Raw genomic sequence first — 23075 nt, 5'->3', positions numbered from 1 at the left:
GCCCGTACCATTGCGGGCGTGCGTCGTAATCCAGCCCGGGCAGACGCGTGATCCGTAAGGCCACGCTGCTCGCCGTGCTCTCCGCCGCGCTGCTCGCCCCATCGGTGGCGGCGGCGCCGGGCGCGGCTGCCGCGATCACGAGCAGGCAGGGCGTCGAGCTGACCCTGACCTCCATCACGCCCGACTACGCCACCGAGCGGGCGACCGAGATCAAGGTCACCGGCAGGGTGCACAACGCCGGCGGCACCGCGCTGCCCGGTCTGCGGGTCCGCGTCCGCTACTCCGGCCAGCGCTTCACCGACCGCGCGAGCATGAGCGCCTACCAGGCCGACCAGACCACCGCGACGCAGCCGCCCAACGTCTCGTCGCAGTCCAGCATGGCCATCCCGGAGCTGGGCGCCAACGCGTCCGTGCCGTTCGAGCTGACGATGACGCCCGCGCAGTTCCAGCTCACGCAGTTCGGCGCCTACCCGCTGGCCGTCGAGGTCGTGCAGTGGGACACCGTGCAGCTCGCGGCCCAGCGCACGTTCCTCACCTACGCGCCCACCACGCCGGTCAAGCCCGTACGCAACCGGCTGGCCGTCGTCCTGCCCGTCATCGACCAGCCGCACCGGGCCGACGACGGCCTGTTCATCGACGACAAGCTCGGCACCGCGATGACCGACAAGGGCCGGCTGGCCGACCTCGCGCGCATCGCCGAGGCCGCGCCGACGTCCGTCACCTGGATCGTCGACCCCGCGCTGTTCTCCGACGCCGACGCGATGACCAGGAAGTTCCAGGTCAAGGGTGAGGCCCAGGACCGCGCCGCCGACCCGGCCGCCTCCGCGTGGCTCACCTCGATGCGCGCCGCGCTGGCCGACAACCCCGTCATCGCCACCCCGTACGCCGACCCGGACGTGACGGCGCTCGCCCACCAGGGCCTCGACGACCTCACCGGACGGGCGCTGGAGCTCGGCGGCAAGGAGGCCGCGCGGCTCGTCAAGCGCGACGTGCTGTCGTCCACCTACTGGCCGGCCAACGGCCGGCTCGACGCCGACGCGCTCGACCTGCTCGCCGTCGGCGAGCCCAACATCGCCCGCATCGACCGGGTCCTGCTCGACAGCGCCAACGTGCCGCCGCAGCCGCCCGTCACGATCACGCCCGACGCCGCCGCGACCCTCTACAGCGTCATGGGGCCCGTCACCGCGCTGACCGCCGACACCGAGCTGAGCCGCGTCTTCGAACCGGGGGCCGGCGGCTCGACGCTGCTCAGCAAGCAGCGCTTCGTCGCCGAGACCGCGACGATCTCCGCCGAACCCGGCCAGACGCGGCCGAGGTCGCTGGTCGTGGCCCCGTCCCGGCGCTGGAACCCCAGCCCCACACTCGTCACGACGCTGCTCAAGACGGCAGGCAGGCTCCCGTGGCTGTCGCTGACCCCGCTCGACTCGATCAAGGCGAGCCGCACCCAGGTGCCCAGGGCCGGCCTGACCTACACCGACCAGGACCGCAAGCAGGAGCTCGGCGCCAAATACCTGGCCTCCGTCAAGGAGATCGCCGCCCGGGCGAAGGTCACCGGGCTCATCACCTCCAGCGCCGACTCCGACTTCGACGCCGCCGTGCTCCGGCTCACCTCCTCAGCCTGGCGCGGCCGCCAGAAGGCCGGCCGCGCCGTCATCAAGACCGTGAGCGGCGACGTCCAGGAGCGCATCGGCAAGGTCGAGATCACCGGCGTGGGCCCCGACCGGCCGCGCACGCTGGCGGGGCGCGACGGCGTGGTGCCCATCAGCGTGAAGAACTCGCTGACCGCCCCGATCTCCCTGGTCGTCGACGTCACCAGCAACAACCGTGAGCTGCTGCAGGTCGCCTACCAGCAGCCGTTGACGATCAACCCCGACCAGAGCGGCACGGTGCAGGTGCCGATGACCGTCAACACGTCCGGTGGCGGCGGTGACGCCACGGTGACCGTACGGCTGCTGACCGCCGACGGCACCCCCTACGGCGAGCCGGTCAAGCTGATCGTGCGCACCACCGGCTACACCGGGATCGCGCTGGTCATCGTGGGAGCGGCGCTGACGGTCATGCTGGCCGCGGTGGTGACCCGGGTGCTCAGGCGCCGATCCGAGCGGCGCATGGCGCGGGCCGCCAAGTCACGCGAAAGTGAGAGCGTATGAGCCGCATGCTCCGCGCCAGCGCCGTCATGGCCGCGGGCACGATGGTGTCCAGGGTCACCGGGTTCATCCGGACGGTCGTGCTGGCCAGCGCGGTCGGCACCGCGCTCCTGGGCGACGCCTACAACGCGGCCTACGCGATCCCCTACAGCATTCTCGACCTGCTGCTGCTCGGTGTGCTGAGCAGCGTCGTGGTGCCGATGATCGTCCGCGCCCAGCAGCAGGACCCCGACGGCGGGCGGGCCTACGAGCAGCGGCTGCTGACGCTGGCCACGCTCGCGCTCATCGTCGTCGCGGCGGCGGCCGTGCTCGCCGCGCCGCTGCTCATCGACCTCTACACGGTCTGGGACCGCCGCTCGGACGAGTTCAAGGTGGCGGTCCGGCTGGCCCAGTTCATCCTGCCGCAGCTCGCCTTCTTCGGCGTGGGCGCGGTGGCCGGGGCCATCCTCAACACCCGTGACCGGTTCGGGGCGCCGATGTGGGCGCCGGTGGTCAACAACCTGGTGGTCATCGGCGTGCTGGTCGCCTACTGGGTGATCGTGGGCGAGAAGGGCGTCGGCAACATCACCAACGGCGAGCTCGCCCTGCTCGGCCTCGGCACCACCGCCGGCATCGTGGCCCAGGCGACCGTGCTGGTCCTGGCGCTCAAGCGGGCCGGCTTCCGCTTCGTGGCCCGCTTCGACCTGCGCAACGCCAGGCTCGGCGAGATGGCCAGGGCGGGCGTCTGGACCATCGGCTACGTGATCGTCACGCAGCTCGGCTTCGTGCTCACCACCAACCTCGCCAGCGCCGCCGGCGAGGCGGTCCCCAGCCACGGCATCTCGCCGTACACGCTGGCGTTCCAGCTTTTCCAGCTCCCGTACGGGATCATCGGCGTCTCGGTGATCACCGCGATGCTGCCCAGGATGAGCCGGGCCGTCGCCGAGGGGCGGTTCGGGGAGGTCCGGACGGAGTTCGGGTCCAGCGTGCGGCTGGTCTGCTCGATCATGGTGCCGGTGTCGCTGCTGCTCATGGTGCTCGGACCGGCCATCGCGGTGCCGCTGTACGGCCACGGCAGCAACACGGTGTCCAACGCCGTCTACATCGGCAACGTGCTCCAGGTCTACGGGCTGGCACTGGTGCCGTTCGCCCTCTTCCAGTTGCTGCTGCGGGTCTTCTACAGCTTCGGCGACACCCGTACGCCGGTTTTCGTCGGGGCCGGCACCACGGCCGTCAACGCGGGGCTGATGGTGCTCTTCCACGCGCTGCTGCCGCCGGCCTACTCGGTCATGGGGCTCGCCTTCGCCTACGCCGTCGCCTACGCGCTGGGCGCCGTCGTGGCCTGGACCCTGGCCAGCCGCCGGGTCAGAGGGCTGGGCGGCTGGCAGGTCGGCATGGCCATGACCAGGATGTATCTGGCCGCGCTGCCCACCGCCGTGCTGGCGCTGGCCGCCGTCTGGAGTGTCCAGGAGATCTTCGGCAAGCCCGACTTCCTCAACTCGGTGATCACCTTGGCCGTGGGCGGCGGCCTGGGCATGGTGCTCTATCTGGCCGTGGCTCACCGGATGCGCATCCAGGAGGTCAGCTCCATCGTTGGGATGGTCGCGGGGAGGGTACGCCGGTAAAGGACGCGGGCGGAACAGGCGCTGGCACTAGCATGGTGACCGACACGCGCGAATGGAAGCAGGAGGGGCGTGGGCGGATCCACCCGGCAAAGCGTGCCTACGTGGGACAGCACGCAGGCGAGCCGAGTCATGCGCACGCCTGATCGGCCGAGCGGAGAGAGCCAGTGAGCACATCGGCCGTAGAGCCGGGCACCCGTCTCGCCTCGCGCTTCCGGCTGGAAGACCGGGTCAGCGAGTCAGAGGGCGCCACCTATTGGAAAGCCATCGACGAGATCCTTGCCCGCCCTGTCGGCGTTCTCACCTTCTCCCCCGAGTTCCCGCGCGTGTACGAGGTGGTCACCGCCGCCCGCGCGGCCAGCAGGCTCACCGACCCTCGGCTCACCCAGGTGTTCGACGCCGCCGAGGACGACGGCCGCTCCTATGTGGTCAGCGAGTGGGTCACCGGTGACACCCTGGCCGACCTGCTGTCCGGCGGGCCGCTGGAGCCCGAGCGGGCGGCCGGGCTGGTCGCCGAGGCGGCCGAGGCCCTGACGCACGCCCACGAGGCGGGCCTCTACCACCTGTGCCTGCGGCCCGAGCACCTGGTGTGGACCACCGGCAACACGGTCAAGGTGCTGGGCGTGGCGGTCGACGCAGCGCTGTCCGGCCTGACCACCGACCAGCCGGCGCTCGACGACGCCGAAGGGCTGGGCCGGCTGCTCTACGCGGGTCTGACCGGCCACTGGCCCGGCGACGAGGAAGAGGGCGGGCTGCCCGCCGCCCCGATGAACGACGGGCACTTCTGCACACCGCGTCAGGTCACCGCCGGGGTGCCCAGCTACCTCGACACCGTGACGGTCCGGGCCTGCCTGCCCGAGTCGCGCCGCGGGCAGGGCGCGCTCGCCAGCCCGGCCGAGATCGCCGAGTCGCTGTCCGGCGTGGCCAGGCCCATGCCGATCCCGATGCCGTACGCCTCGTCGCCGCCCTCGGTGACGACGGCCTCGCGCTCGGAGGGGCCCGACACCGGGCAGCACGGGCCAGCCACGATGCAGCGGCCGCAGGTCGTGCACCGGACGATGCCCTCCCGCGGAGGCAGCGGCGTGCTCGGCCGGGTGCTCATGACGGTCGTGGTGCTGCTGGTGATCGTGGCCGTCGGCGTCGGCGCCTGGACGATCGGCCGCAGCCTGGGCAGCCCCGGCTCCCGCGAGGCGGATCCCACGCCCACCTCCCGTTCGTCGGAGCCGACGCAGGTCCAGGCGGTCAAGCCGGAGAAGGCGACCGGGTTCGACCCGCTCGGCTCCGACAAGGAGGAGAAGCCGGAGCTGGCGGCGCTGACCATCGACGGCAAGCCGAGCACGTTCTGGAAGACCGACAACTACAACAGCGCCGAGCTGGGAAACCTCAAGGACGGTGTCGGGCTTCTCCTCGACCTGGGCAAGTCCCGGCAGATCAGCGACGTGGTGGCTACGCTGGCCGACGCCTCGGGAGCCGAGGTCGAGCTCAAGGTCGGCGACAGCCCGGACCTGTCGTCGCTCAAGACCGTCGCCCGCGAGGAGGGCGCGTCGGGGAAGGTGACGTTCAAACCTGATCAAGCCGCAAGCGGTCAGTACGTTTTGATCTGGTTTACGCGTCTTCCGGCAGATGCGGGCAAGTTTCATGGCACCATCTATGAAGTAGTGGTGCATTCTCCAGGATCGGCATAACCAGGAATCCCTCTTGTGAACTCCCCACCCGAGACACCTCCAGCAGCGGATCGGCCCGCGGTCAGCGACGCCGAGCTGCTGACCGCGCACATCAACGGGGATCCACACGCCTTCAGCGAAATCGTCAAGAGGCACCGCGACCGCATGTGGGCGGTCGCCCTGCGCACGCTGGGCGACCCCGACGAGGCCGCCGACGCCGTCCAGGACGCCTTCGTCTCCGCCTACCGCAAGGCCGGCACGTTCCGGGGCGAGGCCGCCGTCACCACCTGGCTGCACCGCATCGTCGTCAACGCCTGCCTCGACCGGATGCGCCGCAAGTCCGTGCGCCCGGTGGCCGACGACGAGCTCATCGAGGCCGCCGAACGCGAGACGCCGGGGCCCGACCAGACCCTTGAGCGCGAGGTCTCCATGGAGGTCTCGGCGGCGCTCAAGCTGCTGCCGGCCGACCAGCGAGCCGCCCTCGTCCTGGTGGACATGATGGGCTATTCCGTCGAAGATGCAGCTCAGGTGCTCGAAGTGCCCAGCGGTACGGTGAAAAGCAGGTGTGCGCGGGGACGCGCGAAACTTGCCCCAATTCTTTCGCATCTGCGGAACCGATCGGACCTCAGTCGCGTCTCATCCGCGAAGGGAGCAGAACTTCGTGACGGGTGATACGCACTACGATCTGGATACTCTGGCCGATTTGGCCGAGGGTCTCCTAGACGCCGGCCAGGCCCGCCAGGTCCGCGAGCATCTCGCGGTCTGCGACCCCTGTGGGGAGCTACTGGCAGACCTCGCGGCGGTTCGAGAGGTGCTCGCGGCGACTCCTACACCGGCCATGCCGATGGGTGTCGCACTGCGCATCGACAAGGCGCTGGCCGTCGAGGCCGGGTCGTCTCGTGGAGGGGTCGGCCTCGCGCCGGCACCCGACTGGGACGAGCTCATGCGCGACTCCCCCTGGGAGAAGACCGCGGCCACGGTTTCAGCCTCGATCTCGGCCCCAACCTCGGTTTCGGCCTCCTCGGCCGAGCAGCCGTCGCCCGAGCCCGTGCGGCTCGGGGTGGTCGCCGACGACGGCACGATCGTCCCGGCCCGGCAGCGCAGGGCACGGCGTTCGCGGTGGGCGATGCCCGCCGTGGCGGCCGCTGCCGCGGCGGCCGTGGTGGGCACGGCGGTCGTCTCGACCGGACTGCTCGCCTCCGGCGGAGGCGGCGGCGCGGGCACGGTCAGCCCACCGGTGGTGGCGGCCAGCACGGCCCCGGCCGTGCCGCCGACACAGAACCGGACGAGGGCCAGGGCATACGCGCTGACCGACAGCCAGCACAACTACAGCGACGAGAACCTGGAGCAGCCACTGGGTGAATTCCTCGGGCCGGCTCCGATACTCCAGGGGCCGTCCGACGGCGAGCATGCTGACAAGTGCGTCAGCAAGCTGGCCGGGCGCACCAAGCTTGACGTCTTCGCCGTCGACCAGGGCCAGTACAACGGCCAGGAGGCCATCGTCATGGCGTCCAGGAAGACGAAGGCCGCCAAGCGGATCCGCATCGACGTCGTCGACCCCTTCAGTTGCAAGAACCTGCGCAAGCCCGCCATGGGCCGCTGGTAGAAGCTTCCATCCCACGTCAGAGCCCGCTTCGGCGGGCTCTTTCGCGTTGCGGGTAGGGGGTGGGAATCACTGCGGCCTAGGATCTGTTGACGCGACTGGCAACAGCAGACGAGGAAGGCGTGGGAGCGTTGAGCGACGTTCGTAACGTGATCATCATTGGATCGGGCCCGGCGGGCTACACCGCGGCCGTCTACTCCGCGCGCGCCGAGCTGAACCCGCTGGTCTTCGAGGGCTCGGTCACCGCGGGCGGCGCCCTCATGAACACCACCGACGTGGAGAACTTCCCCGGGTTCCCCGACGGCATCATGGGTCCCGATCTGATGGACAGCCTGCGCAAGCAGGCCGAGCGGTTCGGCGCCGAGCTCGTGGCCGACGACGTGGTCGAGGTCGACCTGGAGGCCAACCCCAAGGTCATCAAGACCTACGACAAGACCTACTACGCCAAGTCGGTCATCCTGGCGATGGGCTCCGGCTACCGCGAGCTCGGCCTGGAGAACGAGAAGCGCCTGTCCGGCCGGGGCGTCTCCTGGTGTGCCACCTGCGACGGCTTCTTCTTCCGCAACAAGGACATCGTGGTCGTGGGCGGCGGCGACACGGCCATGGAGGAAGCCACGTTCCTGACCCGGTTCGGCCGCATGGTGACCGTCGTGCACCGCCGCGACGAGCTGCGCGCCAGCAAGATCATGCAGGACCGGGCGATGTCCAACGACAAGATCCGCTTCATGTGGGACACCGAGGTGGTCGACGTCCTGGGCGACACCAAGGTGGAGGCGGTCAAGCTGCGCAACGTCAAGTCCGGCGAGGAGTGCGAGCTGGCCACCGACGCGCTGTTCCTGGCCATCGGCCACGACCCGCGCACCGAGCTGGTCAAGGGCCAGATCGACCTCGACGACGACGGCTACGTGAAGGTGGCCTCCCCCACCACCGCCACCAACATCGACGGCGTGTTCGCCGCGGGCGACGTCGTCGACCACATCTACCGCCAGGCGATCACCGCGGCCGGCACCGGTTGCGCGGCGTCACTCGACTCCGAGCGCTGGCTGGCCAACAACGAGAAGTAAGGGAGCCCATCCGTGAAGGCAGTAACCGACGCCACGTTCGAGGCCGACGTCCTCAAGAACGACAAGCCCGTGCTGGTGGACTTCTGGGCGGAGTGGTGCGGCCCGTGCCGTCAGGTCGCGCCCATCCTTCAGGAGATCGCCAACGAGCACGGCGACAAGCTGGAGATCGTCAAGCTCAACATCGACGAGAACCCGAACGTGCCGCGCGAGGCAGGTGTACTCCAGATCCCGACGATGAACGTCTACAAGGGAGGCGAGCTCGTCAAGCAGATCATCGGCGCCAAGCCGAAGGCCATGCTGCTGCGCGAGCTTGAGGGCATCATCTAGGTCCCGCCTGTTCGACCCGAAAGCCCCCTGCTGGGCGCAGGGGGCTTTCGCATGCCTTTGTACGGTCTGCTGCGGCGCTCGTGAGCGGTCAGACGGGTCGCAGGGCCCGCTCCGGGCTCATGGACCCCAGGAGGCGTTCCAGGGCCACCTCGACGTCCTCCCGCCACGAGACGGCGGACTTCAGCTCCAGCCGCAGCCGCGGAAAGCGCAAATGCGGACGCACGGTCTTGAAGCCCACAGAAAGCAAGTATTCCGCCGGAACCACGCAACTAGGCTCTTCCCACTTCAGATCGCCGAACGCCTCGATGGCCTTCACCCCGCGTCTGGTCAGGTCCTTGGCCACCCCCTGGATGAGCATCCGGCCCAGCCCGCCGCCGGAGAACTCCGGGATGATGTGCGCGGTCATCAGCAGGACCGCGTCGGCGCTGACCGGTGAGGTGGGAAAGGCGACCGAGCGCGGCGTGTAAAGAGGCGGGCTGTAGAGCACGAACCCGGCGGGCACACCGTCGACGTAGACGATCTTGCCGCAGCTCCCCCACTCCAGCAGCGTGCCGGAGATCCAGGCCTCCTTCTCCAGGCCCGGGTCCCCCGACTCCACCGCCCGCTCGCCGCTCATGGGATCGAGCTCCCAGAAAACGCACTGCCGGCAGCGGCGAGGAAGATCTTCCACATTGTCCAGGGTGATGTTGACCAGCCGACGCGACAACTACGGCCCCAATCGTTGACCCGGAAAAGCGCGCGAAAACCGCGTCCCCAGCTGGCATCGTAGCCCAGTGACAGTCCCGCCAGCGGGTACCACGACGGTCAGCCCGGTCACGGGCGACATGTCCGGCTGGCGTAATCTGGTATCTCGGATCGACACACACCTAGGAGGTGGGCCGTGACAGCAGAGCAGGATCACGGTCAGACGCCCGCGACCCAAGGGTCGCGCATCGACGCCTACGTCGATCGGTACGCCGCGCGAGCTACCGGGATGGTCGCATCCGAGATCCGAGCTCTTTTCGCCGTCGCGTCGAGGCCCGAGGTGGTCTCGCTCGCCGGCGGCATGCCGTACGTCACGGCCCTTCCCCTCGACATGGTCGGCGAGCTGGTCTCCGAGCTGGTGACGCGGCGCGGCCCGGTCGCGCTGCAGTACGGCTCCGGCCAGGGCGATCCGCACCTGCGTGAGCAGATCTGCGACGTCATGCGGCTTGAGGGGATCCATGCCGGGGCGAACGACGTGGTCGTCACCGTGGGCTCCCAGCAGGCGCTCGACCTGATCACCCGCATCTTCATCGACCCGGGTGACGTGGTGCTGGCGGAGGGCCCCTCGTACGTGGGCGCCTTGGGGACATTCGCCGCTTATCAGGCCAAGGTCGTACATATCGCTATGGACGATCAGGGCATCGTGCCCGAATCGCTGGCGCAGACGATTTACGCGCTGGAGACGGCCGGGGCGCCGATCAAGTTCCTCTACACGATCCCGACCTTCCACAACCCCGGCGGCGTCACGCTCAACATGGCCAGACGGCAGCAGGTGCTCGACATCTGCCAGCGGGCCGGCGTGCTCATAGTCGAGGACAACCCCTACGGCCTGCTCGGCTTCGACGGCGAGCCCATGCGCGCGCTGCGCGCCGACAACGCCGACGGGGTCATCTACCTCGGCTCGTTCTCCAAGACCCTCGCCCCCGGCTTCCGGGTCGGCTGGGCGCTGGCACCGCACGCCATCCGCGACAAGCTCGTGCTGGCGATGGAGTCGGCGGTGTTGTCGCACTCCTCGTTCACCCAGCTCGCCGTCGGCCAGTATCTGGCCACGCAGCCGTGGCGGGAGCAGATCAAGACGTTCAAGGAGCTCTACCGCGAGCGCCGCGACGCCATGCTCGGGGCGCTCGAATCACTGATGCCTCCCGAGGTCACCTGGACGCGACCGGCCGGTGGCTTCTTCGTCTGGGCGACGCTGCCGGAGGGCCTCGACTCCAAGGCCATCCTGCCCCGCGCGGTCGCGGAGCGGGTCGCGTTCGTGCCCGGCACCGGGTTCTTCTCCGACGGGAGCGGGGCGCGCCACATGCGCCTGTCGTTCTGCTACCCGGAGCCCGACCGCATCCGCGAGGGCGTACGCCGCCTCGCCGGGGTGATCGAGCAGGAGATGCAGCTCCGCGACACCTTCGGCACCGGCTCCACCCGCGGCCACGCCGGCGTCGACACCCCGGGCCCCGATCTCGCCTGACCGGGCTCCGACGGGAGCCGGCCCCGGCGCGCCGGTCGGCTCCCGCTCCCACCTGCCGTCCCTCCCACCCTCCCGCGCCGGTACGGTTGGACAGCGTGCCGTCAGCGGAGGAGATGTGATGAGCGATCTGGGCCACGTGCTCGTGCTGGCAGGAGGCCTCTCCTACGAGCGAGAGGTCTCCCTGCGCTCGGGCCGCCGCGTGAGCGAGGTGCTCCGGGCGGCCGGCATCGACGTCGAGGCCCGCGACACCGACGCGTCGCTCGTCCCGTCCATCCTCGCCGACCCACCGGAGGCCGTCTTCGTCACCCTCCACGGCGGCGCGGGCGAGGACGGCGCCATCCGCTCCGTCCTGGAGCTCCTCAACGTGCCGTACGTCGGCGCCGACCCCGACGCCTGCCGCGTGGCCTTCGACAAGCCCACCGCCAAGGCCGTCGTACGCTCCGTCGGCCTGCGCACCCCCGAATCGGTCACGCTGCCCAAGGAGACCTTCCACGACCTCGGCGCCACGGCCGTCCTGGGCCGCATCGTCGAACACCTCGGCCTGCCCCTGTTCGTCAAGCCCGCCCGTGGCGGCTCCGCCCTCGGCGCCTCCATCGTCCGCACCGCGGAGGAGCTGCCGGCCGCCATGGTCGGCTGCTTCGCCTACGGCGACACGGCGCTCATCGAGTGCTACATCGAGGGCGTCGAGGTGGCGGTCTCGGTCGTCGACTTCGGCGACGGTCCCGTCGCGCTCCCGGCCGTGGAGATCGTGCCCGACGAGGGCGTGTACGACTACGCCGCCCGCTACACGGCCGGGCACACCGAGTTCTTCGCTCCCGCCCGGCTGTCCTCCGAAGCGGCGTCGGCCTGCGCCGAGACCGCGGTCACCGCGCACACCGCGCTCGGCCTGCGGGACATCTCCCGCACCGACCTCATCGTCGACGCCGCCGGCCGGCCGCACTTCCTGGAGGTCAACGTCGCACCCGGCATGACCGAGACGTCCCTCCTCCCGATGGCGGCCGAAGCAGCGGGCCAGGACCTCGGCGAGCTCTGCCGCATCCTCCTCCAGAACGCCGCCGGCCGCGCCACCTCCTGATCCCCTGGTCCGCGGCGACGACGTGGCGGGCCTCCCGGGACCCACCTGACCCGGATGCGTAACCTGGCGTCGTGATGATCGAGCCCACGTACCCCAAGAGCTTCGCCAGCGACAACCACGCCGGCGTGCACCCCGCCATCCTCGACGCCATGACCGCCGCCAACCCCGGTGACGCCCGCGCCTACGGCGACGACACCTGGACCGCCGACTTCGGCCGCCACGTCAAGGACGTGTTCGGCCCCCGGGCGGAAGGCTTCCCCGTGCTCAACGGAGCCGGCGCCAACATGGTCGGCCTCGCGCTCATGCTCGGCCGGTACGACGCGGTCATCTGCCCGGACACCGCCCACATCGCCGGCCACGAAACCGGCGCCGCCGAGCGCCTCCTCGGCACGAAGCTCATCACCATCCCCACCCCCGACGGCAAGCTCCGGCCCGACGACCTCGCCGGCCCCAGGTCCACCATCGGCAACCACCACGATCCTCAGCCGCGGGCCGTCTCCATCTCCCAAGTGACCGAACTCGGCACCTGCTACTCCCCCGACGAGATCGCCGCCCTGGCCGACGCCGCGCACGCTTCGGGCATGCGCCTCCACGTCGACGGCGCCCGGCTCGCCAACGCGGCCGCCCACCTCGGCTGCTCGCTGGCCGCCATCACCACGGAGGTGGGGGTGGACGTGTTCAGCTTCGGCGGCACCAAGAACGGCGCCCTGGCCGCGGAAGCCGTCGTCGTCCTGGACCCCACGCTCGCCGACGCCGTGCCCTATCTGCGCCGCCAATCCCTTCAGCTCGCGTCGAAGATGCGCTTCATCTCCGCCCAGCTCTCCGCTCTCCTCACGGACGACCTCTGGCACCGGAACGCCTCGCACGCCAACGCCATGGCTATGCGCCTCGCCGACGGGCTCGCCTCGATCCCGCAGATCGCTCTGGCGTATCCGGTCGAGTCCAACGCCGTCTTCGCCGTCGTCCCGCCTGCCGTCGCCACCGCGCTGCTGGAGCGATTCCTCTTCCACCACACGGACGAGGCCGCCGGCATCGTCCGCTGGATGACCGCCTTTGACACCACCCCGGCGCACGTGGACGACTTCCTGGATGCCATCCGCAAGGCCGTCTCCTGACCGTCGCGCCTTTGGTTTCACGTGAAACAGCGCAGCGGTGTTTCACGTGAAACCAAGGCGTCCGTCCCGCAGGAGTCGCTTCCCCACGTCGTGGGGCCACGGGATCAGGGGGCGTGGCGTCGCGGACGCGCGGGCGCTCGGGGGCGCGACGGGCTTGCGGGGATGGGGCGTGTGGCGCGGCGCGACGGGCTTGCGGCATGGCGGGCGTGCGGCGCGACGGGCGTGCGGCGCGACGGGCGTGCGGCGCGACGGGCGTGCGGCGCGACGGGCGTGCGGCATGGCGGGCGTGCGGCGTGACGGGCGTGCGGCATGGCGGGCGTGCGGCGTGACGGGCGTGCGGCGTGACGGGCGTGCGGCATGACGGCGTGCGGCATGACGGCGTGCGGCATGACGGCGTGCGGCATGACGGCGTGCGGCATGACGGCGTGGCGGAGGTGCGGCGCGGCGGGCGGCGGCGCGACGGGCGTGCGGCATGGCGGAGGTGGGGCGTGACGGCGTGCGGCGTGCGGGGTCGTGCGTGCATAGGCATCTTTCCGCTGCTCTCCCGAGGCGACCGCACCGCTTCGCTGAGGGCTTCGTGCCACCGCAAAACTGTTCTGCCCGCATCCCCCCGCCTCCGTCGGGTTGTCCCGAGCCTCCACCCCGGTTGCCCTCGACTCTGCGGCGCCGCTCGGCTCTGCGGCGCCGCTCGACTCTGCGGAATGACGTCTTCGCCCACCTCTGCGGAGAGCGCCGCGTCCGTAGCAAGCAGCTCCAGCTTTCGCCGTTGGGGTGCCCAGCTCTCTCTTGCAGGGGCCCCGGCTACTTCCACAGGGCTGTCCGAGTGGCCTCCCAGAAGGCGGCACCCCACTCTCCGCCCGGCTCTGCGAGAGGCGTTCCCGCCGCTTCCGTGGCGAAGGTGTTTGCCCGCGTCCCGCATAGGCCGTCCACAACCACCAACCCTGGCAGTGCCCATCTCCTTCAGGCGAGCGGCCCCTCCGTCCGCTGACGGTGTCCAGGTGACATACCGGAGGACGCATCCTGCCTCCGCCCGGCTCTACGGGAGGCATCCCGTCGCTTCGACGGAAGGCGACCCCGCTCGTCCTCTGCAGAAGGGGCGGCTCCCCGCCTTCCCTCGGCCCGGCGGAAGGACGGCGCCACTCGTGTCAGCAGAGGCGTCTCCGTCCGCGTGTGCTTGGGCCGCTCTACAACCACCATCGTGGAGGGCCGCCGGCCTGCTTCCGTGGATAGCCACTTCCCTCAGGCGCGCGTCGCTGCCTATCACCGCCCGCTTCCCAGGCAAGCGTCTCCGCCCGTCCGCTGGAGGCAGCCTCCACACGTCCTCGGCTCGGATCACGTAGCCGCCCATCGGGTCCCGCTTCTCCCGTCCAGCCGTTCTCTGTAGAGGCGCCGGGCCGGGCGACGTTCTCAGCCGAGCGAGCAGCGGCGCGTGCAGCGGAGGGTGATTGAGATGGGTAGCAGCGGAAGGCGTGGCGTCGGGAGGCGATGTTTCACGTGGAACCACGCATCCGTGCACAAGGGGCTCGGCGCTGGTTTCACGTGAAACATGGGACCGACGTACATCCAGGAGCGGCTTCCTTGAGGGAGGCGAGTGAAGCCCCGCTTTCAAGGAAAGCCGGAATCAGCTTTCGGATTCCCGCATGGTACGGGCGGCTTCGGGAGCCATGGTGCCGATGATGCGCTCAAGATCGTCGATGGTGGCGAACTCCACGACGATACGGCCCTTGCGGTGGCCCAGGTCCACTTTGACCTTGGTCTCGAAGTGGTCCGAGAGACGGTCGGCGAGGTGGGCGAGACCGGGGGCGGTGGGCTTGGCGGGCTTGCGCGTACGAGTCGGCTTCTCAGCGGCGGCCTGTGCGCTGCCGAGGGCGACGATCTCTTCGACCGCCCGCACGGGCAGAAGCTCGGCAACGATGCGGGCGGCGAGCCGGATCTGATCTTCCGGGTTCTCGAGTGTAAGGAGCGCCCGGGCATGGCCGGCGGTGATCGTGCCGGCGGCCACCCTCACCTGAACCTCCGGCGGCAGCTTGAGCAGACGCAGCGTGTTCGTGATGTGTGAGCGGGACCGACCGACCTTCTTGGCGAGCTGATCGTGAGTGGCCTGGAAGTCGTCCAGCAGCTGCTGGTAGGCGGCGGCCTCTTCCAGGGCGTTGAGCTGCTCGCGCTGAAGGTTCTCGATGAGGGCGTCACGCAAGAGGTCGTCGTCCTGCGTATTGCGGACGATCGCGGGAATCTGCTCCAGACCGGCCAGCTTGCACGCCCGCAGTCGCCGCTCCCCCATGATCAGCTCATACTTCCCGCCTCCCACCGGGCGCACGACGATCGGCTGGAGCAGGCCGACCTCGCTGATGGACGCCTTCAGCTCCTTCAGCTTCTCCTCGTCGAAGATCTCACGTGGCTGGCGCGGGTTGGGGACGATGGCGTCCAGCGGCACCTCATGGAAGTACGCGCCCGCCACCGGCCTGGGCCCCGCGTCCGTCGCTGCACCGTTGGCGGAGGGCACCGTTCCCGTGCCGTCAACAATGGGACCGGTCGGAATGAGCGCCCCGAGCCCCTTGCCCAATCCCCGCCGCTGCTGGCTCACTGCGTCTCCTCATTCACCCGGCCGAACCCGTCACTCCAGGAGAGGTTACCGTTGACCACCCAACCGGGTGTCTCCTCGCCACACGCAGTCCCACCGGATTTGCACCGTCATGCCATCAATGACGGCAAACCATCGCAGCCACACCTCCGGACCTCGCCCATGGTGAACGCTCTCGGACGTTCCCCGGAGCGACACCGGTGCCGGGCCGCACCTGCCGACCCGCGCTCCGGCCGCTGCCTGGTGCCTCGCCCGGGGGGTGTGGGAACCGACGGGATTGCTTCGAACGCCGGCGACGCTCCGCACGGCTGGCGTGCGGCTGGCGTGCGGCTGGCGTACGGCTGGCGCCCGGCTCTTCGCTGGCGATGGCGGTGCCGGATGCTGACGATGGCTGGGGGCGTTCGGCTGGATGGCCTGCGCCTCACCAGCCACCGTGCTGAACCCTGACGTACGGCTCGACTCGGCTCGGCCCATGCGCGACGCCCGGCCTGCGACTCGACGCCCGTGCCGCTCGGACTCGGCGTCGCCGCGATCGGCAATCTCGCGCCCCCCTGGCGAGGGCCCAGCGCCCCGCCTATGGCGTTACTCCCCGGGCAAGGGCACGCCACCCCAGGCATCGGCCCGGCGCCCCAGCCAATGACACGCCGCCCCAGGCAATGACACGCCGCCCCGGGCAACGGCGGGGCGCCCCGGCCCGTGATGTGACGCCCCAGGCAATGACGCGCCGCCCCAGCCAATGGCACGCCGCCCCGGGCAATGGCCGCTCCGGGCAGTGACGCGCCGCCCCCTCCAATGGCGGGACGCCCCGGCCCGTGATGTGACGCCCCGGGCAACGGCGCGACGCCTCGGGACGCCCAGCTCGGGTGGTTTGTCGGTTCTGTCGGCGGGGGCCTCGTGGTGGCAGGGAAGCCATTCCCTGGCAGCCGTGCCGCCGCGACAGCCTCGTGCGGCGGTTGCGTGTGGCGAGCGACGTTCAGGTGCGTAACCCGGCAACGCCCAGCGCGGCCGAGGGCGGGACGCCAAGGTGTAAGGGCCCGCCAATGCGCCCCATGCCGGCCCCGCTTCCGCTTCGAAGGCGGCGAGTACGCAACGGGAGCACGTCCCCGGGCATGGGTGCCGGCAGGGCCCGGGCGAGGGACCGCCGCCGACGGTCAGACCAGGGCGCGGTGGGCGATCTCGCGGGCGGCGTCCATGTAGGCCATCGCCCCGCTGGAGCCCGGGTCGTAGGTCATGACCGACTGGCCGTAGCTGGGCGCCTCCGAGAGGCGAACACTGCGCGGGATGACCGTGTTGAGCACCGTGTCGCCGAAGTGCGCCCGAACCTCGTCCGCCACCTGGGAAGCGAGCCGCGTGCGGCCGTCGTACATGGTGAGGACGATCGTGGAAAGCCGCAGGGTGGGGTTGAGGTGCGCCTTGATGAGGTCGACGTTGCGCAGGAGCTGCCCGAGCCCCTCCAGGGCGTAGTACTCGCACTGGATGGGGATCATGACCTCGTCGGCGGCCACCAGGGCGTTGACCGTGAGCAGGCCGAGCGACGGCGGGCAGTCGATGATGATGTAGTCGAGGTCGAGCGCGTCGTAGGCGGTGAGGGCGCGGCGCAGGCGGGCCTCGCGGGCGACCAGGGAGACGAGCTCGATCTCGGCGCCGGCCAGGTCGATGGTCGCCGGGGCGCAGTAGAGGTTGGGCATGTCGGGCACCTGCTTGACGATGTCCGCCATGGGCAGGTCGTCGACGAGCACCTGGTAGACGTCCGGGATGTCGCCTCGGTGTTCGGTGGCCAGGGCGGTGGAGGCGTTGCCCTGCGGGTCGAGGTCGACGACGAGGACGCGCTCGCCGTTCATCGACAGGGCGGCGGCAATGTTGACGGACGTCGTGGTCTTGCCGACGCCGCCCTTCTGGTTGGCAACGGCGATCACCCGGCACTTGGACGGCCTGGGCCACGCCCCCTGGCCGGTGTCCGTCTGGGTGGGCAGCTGAGCGGTAGGTGTTTCACGTGAAACCACTGAGTTGAGCGCCTCTCGTACCAACGGAGAATCACCTGGGTTCAGGGGGGTCTGGGTCACGATGGCCATCCTTTCAACCCGTGGCATGTCGGAGCCGGGAATCTGCTGTCGCGAAACGCCCGATCCGGGCCAGCCGACCCCTCTGGGGCTCTCGGACAGACGGCTGTCCGGCCAGCCAAGACCGCTCTGAGCGACCGGCACGACCGTCACCTCCTTCGTCGCCGCCTGCCGTGCTCTGGCGCGCGACCCGCTATCACCCGAACCAATGTTGCAGGCGGCTCGACCTTACCGTGCCCGACGGTCACAAGCTCGGCCGTTCTGGCGCCGCTGGCGCGCAATTGGGGCTCCGCCTCGGCGAGTTCCTCGGCGGCGCGCTCCCCCTTCATGGCGATGAGCTCGCCGCCTTCGTTCAGCAGCGGCATGGCCCACTTCAGGAGCCGGTCGAGGGGCGCCACGGCGCGGGCGCTGGCCACGTCGAAGACACGCTTGCCGGCCAGTTCCTCGGCCCGGCCGCGCAGCACCTCGACGTTCTCCAGCTTGAGGGTCTCGACGCACTCCTGCAAGAAGACGGTACGGCGCAGCAGCGGCTCAAGCAGTGTGACCGTGACGTCCTGCCGGACGATCGCGAGCACGAGACCGGGCAGTCCGGCGCCCGAGCCGATGTCCACCAGGCGCACGTCCGGCGGGATGGCTTCGGCGACGACGGCGCAGTTGAGCAGATGGCGATCCCAGATGCGGGGGATCTCCCGGGGGCCGAGCAGTCCGCGCACCACTCCGGGGCCGGCCAGCAGCTCCGCGAACGCCTCCGCCCGGTCCCAGGCTTCGCCGGTGAAGACGTCCCGCGCGATGTCCGGCGGGGGCGGCAGCTCGTCGCTCACTGCTGTGGTGGCCCTTTCGTATGAGTTCGGGATGGTGTCTACCCCAGGCTAGGTGGGAGATCACTGTCGAAGACTAGCGGGATGCCCTGAACGGAGCCTTGGAGCGCGCCGCCCGGAGAGCATCGAAAAGGTGTTCGACATGCGAACGGCCGCCAGGCGCACGGGGCGGCTGGCGGCCGGGCTGGGTCATGGGGGCCGGTCAGGCGGGCAGGACCACCACGTAACGGTTGGGCTCCTCGCCCTCGGACTCGCTGCGGAGCCCGGCAGCGGCCACCGCGTCGTGGACGATCTTGCGTTCGAAGGGCGTCATCGGCTGCAGCGGCTTGGGCTCGCCCCGGTCCTTGACCTGGTTGGCCATCTCGGTGCCGAGCTTGGTGAGCTCGGCGCGGCGGCGCTCGCGATAGCCGCCGACGTCGAGCATCAGGCGGGACCGCTCCCCCGTCTGGCGGTGGACGGCCAGCCGGGTCAGCTCCTGGAGAGCCTCCAGCACCTCGCCCGCGGGGCCGACCAACTCGTTGCCCTTGAGTCCGACGACGGAGACCATCGCGCGGTCGCCCTCGACGTCCATGTCGATGTCACCGTCGATGTCGGCGATGTCGAGGAGGCCTTCGACGTAGTCAGCCGCGATCTCGCCCTCCTGTTCGAGCGCGCTGATGTCAGGAGCCTTCTCCTGCTCGGCCTCGGTCATGGCCGGCCTCTCCTTCGTAATCACGACTTCTTGCTGCCGGTGCGCTTGCTGCGGGACTGACGGCTGGGCTGGTTCCTGACGATCTTAGGCGCAGGAGGCGGAGGAGGGGGCTCCTCTTCGGGAGTCGTCTTGCGAAGCTTGGCCATCAGACCGGGCTTCGGCTGGACCGGGACCACGTTGCCCTTGGCGTCGAACTCGGGCATCGGGTTGCGCGTGTAGAACCAGTGCTGCTGGCCGAGCGTCCACACGTTGGTGGTCACCCAGTACAGGATCAGGCCGAGCGGGAAGTTCAGGCTGAAGAAGGCGAACAGCGGCGAGATGTACATGAGCAGCTTCTGCTGCTGCGCCATGGGGTTGTCGGGCATCTGCGCCATCGACCGGGTGACGCTCTGCCGCACGGTGAGGAACGTGGTCAGCGAGCTGATCGCCACGAACACACCCAGGACGATCTTCGTCTGCAGGGGGACGGCGTCGAGCGCGATGATGTCCTGCTCGGACATGAAGAAGGTCGCGGGCACCGGCGCGCCGAAGATGTGCGCCGCCCGGGCGCTGTCGACGAGCTCCTGCGTCATCCCGTACACCGCGCGGCCGTTGGCCATGGCCTGCAGCACGGTGAACATCGAGATGAAGATGGGGAACTGCGCCAGGATCGGCAGGCAGCCGCCGAGCGGATTGGCCCCGGCGCCCTGATAGACCGCCATGACCTCCTGGTTCATGCGCTGCTTGTCGTTCTTGTAGCGCTTGCGCAGCTCCGCCACCTTGGGGGCGAGCTCCTGCATCTTCTTCGAGGACCGCATCTGCTTGAGGAAGAGCGGGAAGATGAGGATCCGCATGAGCACGGTGAGCGTGACGATGGTCAGCAACCACGTCAGGCCGCTATCCGGGTTCAGGAAGGTGCTGTAACCCGCATGAATCCAGGTGATGACGAAGGCTACGGCTTCATAGAGCCAGCTCAGCCAGGACAGCTCCACCGAGCTATCTCCCTTGCGTTTCGTGGGACCGAACCGGGCGTGGGGGCACCGGGTCTATACCTCCGGGATGGAATGGGTGGCACCGCCCGATGCGCCGGACAGTCAACCATGTGCCGCGCAATGCTCCGTGTACGGCTATCGCCTCGAGCCCGTACGCGCTGCAGGACGGATAGAAACGGCAGCGCGGACCGAGCATCGGGCTGATGAAGGCCCGGTAGAACCGGATGGGCGCGAGCAGCACCCGAGCGGGGAGGCTCGCTGTCCCTAGCGGTTGCTCCGTCATCTCCGTCCATCCGTCGAGGACTCGCGCCGCCTGAGCAAACGGTCGAGCGCGAGGTCGAGCTCGGCGGCAAGATGCTCGGATCGCGCTGACGCGGCCGGGGGGTTGGCGCGTACCACAAGCAGGCTACCTCTCGGGAGCCGGTCAAGACGGTCTCGCATCAGGTGTCGAAGCCGACGCTTGACCTTGTTGCGGACGACCGCGCCTCCGACGGCCCGGCTCACTACAAAACCCACCAGAGGTGTCCCTTCCCCGGAAATGGTGAGATGCACCACCAGGGTGGGGCGACCGGCGCGCTTACCGCGCTTGATGGCCGCCTTGAACTCCTCCCCGCGCCGCATGCGGGACTGTCGGGAAAGCACCGTATACGCCTATCGCCCGCCGGCGGGGTGCACCGGCGGGCGGACGATCACGCGCAGGACGGTCAGGCCGACAGCTTCTCGCGACCCTTGCGGCGGCGAGCGGCGAGGATGGCGCGACCGGCCCGGGTGCGCATCCGCAGCCGGAAGCCGTGGGTCTTCGCGCGGCGACGGTTGTTCGGCTGGAAAGTACGCTTGCTCACGAGTGGGCTCCAGGCTTGAAGGTGCGCACGAGGCGCTTAACACACATGGCTGGCCTGTCTAGATAGCGAGGCACGCGAAATAGCCGTCGCACGACAGACCGACCTCCGTACGGTACGGGGCGAAGCGGTCCAGGTCAAACCGGAACCGGTTATCCACGTATCCACAGGCGACTTTTCCACGGCCCCCTGAACGTCCACAGTATGTGCACCCAGGCACCGCTAGGCTGTGGACAACGTCTTGAACACAGCTGTGCACAAAGATACTGTCGGCCCTTCCGGGGCCGATCCAGGGCTGTGCACAGCCTGTGGATCACCTGTGGAGATCCTGGGCATCCAGCCTGGGCGCGGCGCTGTGGACGACAGGGGGCGGCCGCCGCCGCGGCGACCCCCCGATGTGGATAAACGCGCGTGTGGATAAACGATCGCGGGGGGCCGCGACAGGGAGGAGGGGAGCCGCACCATGAACGGTGTCGACCTCGACACGGTATGGAAGAGGGCGCTGGGCAACTTCCTCAACGAGAACGTGCCGGTCCAGCAGCGCACCTGGCTCTCCATGGTCCGGCCGATCGCCCTGGCCGACGACACGATCGTGCTGGGCGTCCCCAACGACTTCCTCAAGGACCTCATCGAGGGCAAGCTGCGCCCGCTCGTCGCGCACGCGCTCTCCCAGGAGCTCGGCCGGGCCATGCGACTGGCCGTGATGATCGACACGACGGCTCCCGAGCAGCCGATGCAGGAGCTTCATCCACAGCCTGTGGTTCAGAACTATCCCCAGAGCCCGGACCCCCAGCCGCGCTATCCACAGGGCCCATCGCCCCAGCACTACCAGGCTTCCGAGCCTCCGCAGTTCTATTCTCCACAGCCCGAGCCGGCGCCTTCGTCCACCGAATATCCACAGCCTGCCTTCAGTTTTGAACAGGCACAGGCCCCTGTGGAAAAGGCCCCGGAGCCCACCCAGAACAGGTGGGAAGCCAAGAGCAACAAGCCCAGCGAACCGGCCAGACTTAACCAAAAGTACACATTCGAGACATTCGTCATCGGAGCCAGCAACCGTTTCGCCCACGCCGCGGCCGTGGCCGTCGCCGAATCGCCGGCGAAGGCGTACAACCCGCTCTTCATTTACGGAGACTCGGGGCTGGGGAAAACCCACCTGCTGCACGCGATCGGGCATTACGCGCAGAGCCTGTACGACGGCGCCCGGGTGAGATACGTGAGCTCCGAGGAGTTCACGAACGACTTCATCAACAGCATCCGCGACCACAAGGCCGACGGTTTCCGGGGCCGCTACCGCGCGATCGACATCCTGCTCGTGGACGACATCCAGTTCCTGGAGGGCAAGGAGCAGACGCAGGAGGAGTTCTTCCACACCTTCAACACGCTGCACAACGCCAACAAGCAGATCGTCATCTCCAGCGACCGGGCGCCCAAGCAGCTCATCACGCTGGAGGACCGGCTGCGCAACCGGTTCGAGTGGGGCCTGATCACCGACGTCCAGCCGCCCGAGCTGGAGACCCGGATCGCCATCCTGCGGAAGAAGGCCATACAGGAGGGCCTGGCCGCGCCGCCCGAGGTGCTGGAGTACATCGCCAGCCGCATCTCCACCAACATCCGTGAGCTGGAGGGGGCGCTGATCAGGGTCACCGCGTTCGCCAGCCTCAACAGGCAGGGCGTCGACCTGCAGCTCGCCGAGGTCGTGCTGAAGGACCTGATCACCTCCGACTCCGGGCCGGAGATCACGGTCGCCACGATCATGGCGAAGACCGCCGAGTACTTCGGCATCAGCATCGACGACCTGTGCGGCAGCTCGCGCAGCAGGGCGCTGGTGAACGCCCGGCAGATCGCCATGTACCTGATCCGGGAGCTGACGGAGCTGTCGCTGCCCAAGATCGGCCAGCAGTTCGGCGGCCGCGACCACACCACCGTGATGCACGCCGAACGCAAGATCCGCTCGCTCATCGCGGAGCGCAGGTCGATGTACAACCAGGTCAACGAGCTGACAATGCGTATCAAGCAGACATCGCGCGGGGCCTAACCGTCATGCACACCCTGTGGATAACACTGTGGATCTGCGGAAACGCGCGAAGAGGCCGTTCGTACGCCCCACAATGCCCGGAAAAATTCCGCACAGCCCCTGGGGATAACACTGGGGACATCCTGAGGAGAACTTGGGGACAACCGGTGGATGACTTGTGGACGCCCTGTGCACAGTCGATCTGGAGCTCCCGAAGTGGGTCCTCTACCCCGTGGATAACCGGTGGAAACCTCGTGGATAACCGGTGGACGAAGGCACCAAGATCTGGGGACGGCCTG

20 protein-coding genes and 1 pseudogene are annotated in these 23075 nt (G+C 69.3%); 12 read left to right on the top strand and 9 right to left on the bottom strand.

Annotation, left to right across the window (positions count from 1 at the left end; genetic code table 11):
• Positions 1–47 precede the first annotated feature (47 nt).
• The 8 genes and pseudogenes from ADY59_RS09370 to trxA all read left to right on the top strand — a co-directional run bounded on the left by ADY59_RS09370 (position 48) and on the right by trxA (position 8406).
• A complete protein-coding gene (locus ADY59_RS09370) occupies positions 48–2150 on the top strand; it encodes a DUF6049 family protein (protein ID WP_049560256.1) in 2103 nt (700 codons plus the stop codon).
• A complete protein-coding gene (murJ, locus tag ADY59_RS09365; RefSeq protein ID WP_049560253.1) occupies positions 2147–3751 on the top strand; it encodes a murein biosynthesis integral membrane protein MurJ in 1605 nt (534 codons plus the stop codon). Before ADY59_RS09370 ends, murJ begins: the two co-directional genes overlap by 4 nt.
• Positions 3752–3915: 164 nt before the next feature.
• A complete protein-coding gene (locus ADY59_RS09360) occupies positions 3916–5433 on the top strand; it encodes a protein kinase family protein (RefSeq protein WP_049560251.1) in 1518 nt (505 codons plus the stop codon).
• A 15-nt stretch (positions 5434–5448) separates the two neighbouring features.
• On the top strand, positions 5449–6084 hold the full coding sequence (sigM, locus tag ADY59_RS09355) for an RNA polymerase sigma factor SigM (protein ID WP_049560248.1): 636 nt from the start codon (positions 5449–5451) through the stop codon (positions 6082–6084).
• A pseudogene (locus tag ADY59_RS53935) lies at positions 6074–6175 on the top strand (hypothetical protein); the annotation flags it as partial. The gene sigM and the pseudogene ADY59_RS53935, both read left to right, overlap by 11 nt.
• Before the next feature lie 81 nt (positions 6176–6256).
• The gene (locus tag ADY59_RS09350) at positions 6257–7018 is read left to right on the top strand and encodes a hypothetical protein (protein WP_231618622.1); all 762 of its coding nucleotides are present in this window, start codon (positions 6257–6259) and stop codon (positions 7016–7018) included.
• A gap of 128 nt (positions 7019–7146) precedes the next feature.
• Positions 7147–8079 carry a thioredoxin-disulfide reductase gene (trxB, locus tag ADY59_RS09345; protein WP_049560240.1) on the top strand — a complete coding sequence of 311 codons (933 nt, stop codon included), beginning with the start codon at positions 7147–7149 and terminating at the stop codon, positions 8077–8079.
• Positions 8080–8091: 12 nt separating this feature from the next.
• Complete coding sequence (trxA, locus tag ADY59_RS09340) at positions 8092–8406, top strand: thioredoxin (protein WP_049560237.1); 315 nt, start codon at positions 8092–8094, stop codon at positions 8404–8406.
• An 88-nt stretch (positions 8407–8494) separates the two neighbouring features.
• On the opposite strand, the gene ADY59_RS09335 is transcribed toward trxA, so the two are convergent.
• Entirely contained in the window at positions 8495–9076 is a 582-nt protein-coding gene (locus tag ADY59_RS09335; RefSeq protein ID WP_231618621.1) for a GNAT family N-acetyltransferase, read from the bottom strand.
• Between the two features lie 303 nt (positions 9077–9379).
• Here ADY59_RS09335 and ADY59_RS09330 point away from each other — a divergent pair, with 303 nt between their 5' ends.
• The 3 genes from ADY59_RS09330 (at position 9380) to ADY59_RS09320 (ending at position 12802) form a co-directional block, all read left to right on the top strand.
• Entirely contained in the window at positions 9380–10612 is a 1233-nt protein-coding gene (locus tag ADY59_RS09330; protein WP_231618628.1) for an aminotransferase-like domain-containing protein, read from the top strand.
• Positions 10613–10730: 118 nt separating this feature from the next.
• A complete protein-coding gene (locus ADY59_RS09325; RefSeq protein ID WP_049560229.1) occupies positions 10731–11687 on the top strand; it encodes a D-alanine--D-alanine ligase family protein in 957 nt (318 codons plus the stop codon).
• A gap of 74 nt (positions 11688–11761) precedes the next feature.
• Positions 11762–12802 carry a threonine aldolase family protein gene (locus ADY59_RS09320; RefSeq protein ID WP_049560227.1) on the top strand — a complete coding sequence of 347 codons (1041 nt, stop codon included), beginning with the start codon at positions 11762–11764 and terminating at the stop codon, positions 12800–12802.
• Positions 12803–14423: 1621 nt separating this feature from the next.
• Here ADY59_RS09320 and ADY59_RS09315 read toward each other — a convergent pair.
• The 8 genes from ADY59_RS09315 to rpmH all read right to left on the bottom strand — a co-directional run bounded on the left by ADY59_RS09315 (position 14424) and on the right by rpmH (position 20765).
• Positions 14424–15386, bottom strand: a complete 963-nt coding sequence (locus ADY59_RS09315) for a ParB/RepB/Spo0J family partition protein (RefSeq protein WP_053174572.1) — start codon at positions 15384–15386, stop codon at positions 14424–14426.
• 1148 nt (positions 15387–16534) lie between these two features.
• Positions 16535–17455: a ParA family protein gene (locus ADY59_RS09310; RefSeq protein WP_082309973.1), complete on the bottom strand. Its 921-nt coding sequence runs from the start codon at positions 17453–17455 to the stop codon at positions 16535–16537.
• Positions 17456–17592: 137 nt separating this feature from the next.
• Positions 17593–18264, bottom strand: a complete 672-nt coding sequence (gene rsmG, locus ADY59_RS09305; RefSeq protein ID WP_049560221.1) for a 16S rRNA (guanine(527)-N(7))-methyltransferase RsmG — start codon at positions 18262–18264, stop codon at positions 17593–17595.
• Between the two features lie 199 nt (positions 18265–18463).
• The gene (locus tag ADY59_RS09300) at positions 18464–18952 is read right to left on the bottom strand and encodes a Jag family protein (RefSeq protein WP_049560218.1); all 489 of its coding nucleotides are present in this window, start codon (positions 18950–18952) and stop codon (positions 18464–18466) included.
• Between the two features lie 20 nt (positions 18953–18972).
• Positions 18973–19923: a membrane protein insertase YidC gene (yidC, locus tag ADY59_RS09295; protein WP_049560216.1), complete on the bottom strand. Its 951-nt coding sequence runs from the start codon at positions 19921–19923 to the stop codon at positions 18973–18975.
• A gap of 4 nt (positions 19924–19927) precedes the next feature.
• A complete protein-coding gene (gene yidD / locus ADY59_RS48565) occupies positions 19928–20206 on the bottom strand; it encodes a membrane protein insertion efficiency factor YidD (RefSeq protein WP_082309972.1) in 279 nt (92 codons plus the stop codon).
• Positions 20203–20565, bottom strand: a complete 363-nt coding sequence (gene rnpA, locus ADY59_RS48560) for a ribonuclease P protein component (RefSeq protein WP_082309971.1) — start codon at positions 20563–20565, stop codon at positions 20203–20205. The genes yidD and rnpA overlap by 4 nt, the downstream gene beginning before the upstream one ends.
• Positions 20566–20627: 62 nt before the next feature.
• The gene (gene rpmH, locus ADY59_RS48555) at positions 20628–20765 is read right to left on the bottom strand and encodes a 50S ribosomal protein L34 (RefSeq protein WP_043614899.1); all 138 of its coding nucleotides are present in this window, start codon (positions 20763–20765) and stop codon (positions 20628–20630) included.
• 460 nt (positions 20766–21225) lie between these two features.
• Between rpmH and dnaA the strand changes: the two genes are divergently transcribed.
• On the top strand, positions 21226–22797 hold the full coding sequence (gene dnaA, locus ADY59_RS09290; protein ID WP_049560213.1) for a chromosomal replication initiator protein DnaA: 1572 nt from the start codon (positions 21226–21228) through the stop codon (positions 22795–22797).
• The last annotated feature ends 278 nt before the right edge of the window (positions 22798–23075 follow it).

It is taken from the genome of Nonomuraea sp. SBT364, from assembly GCF_001083785.1.
Classification (GTDB): domain Bacteria; phylum Actinomycetota; class Actinomycetes; order Streptosporangiales; family Streptosporangiaceae; genus Nonomuraea.
The sequence above is the reverse complement of the archived record's forward strand: the minus strand, read 5'-3'. Positions and strand labels throughout refer to the sequence as shown.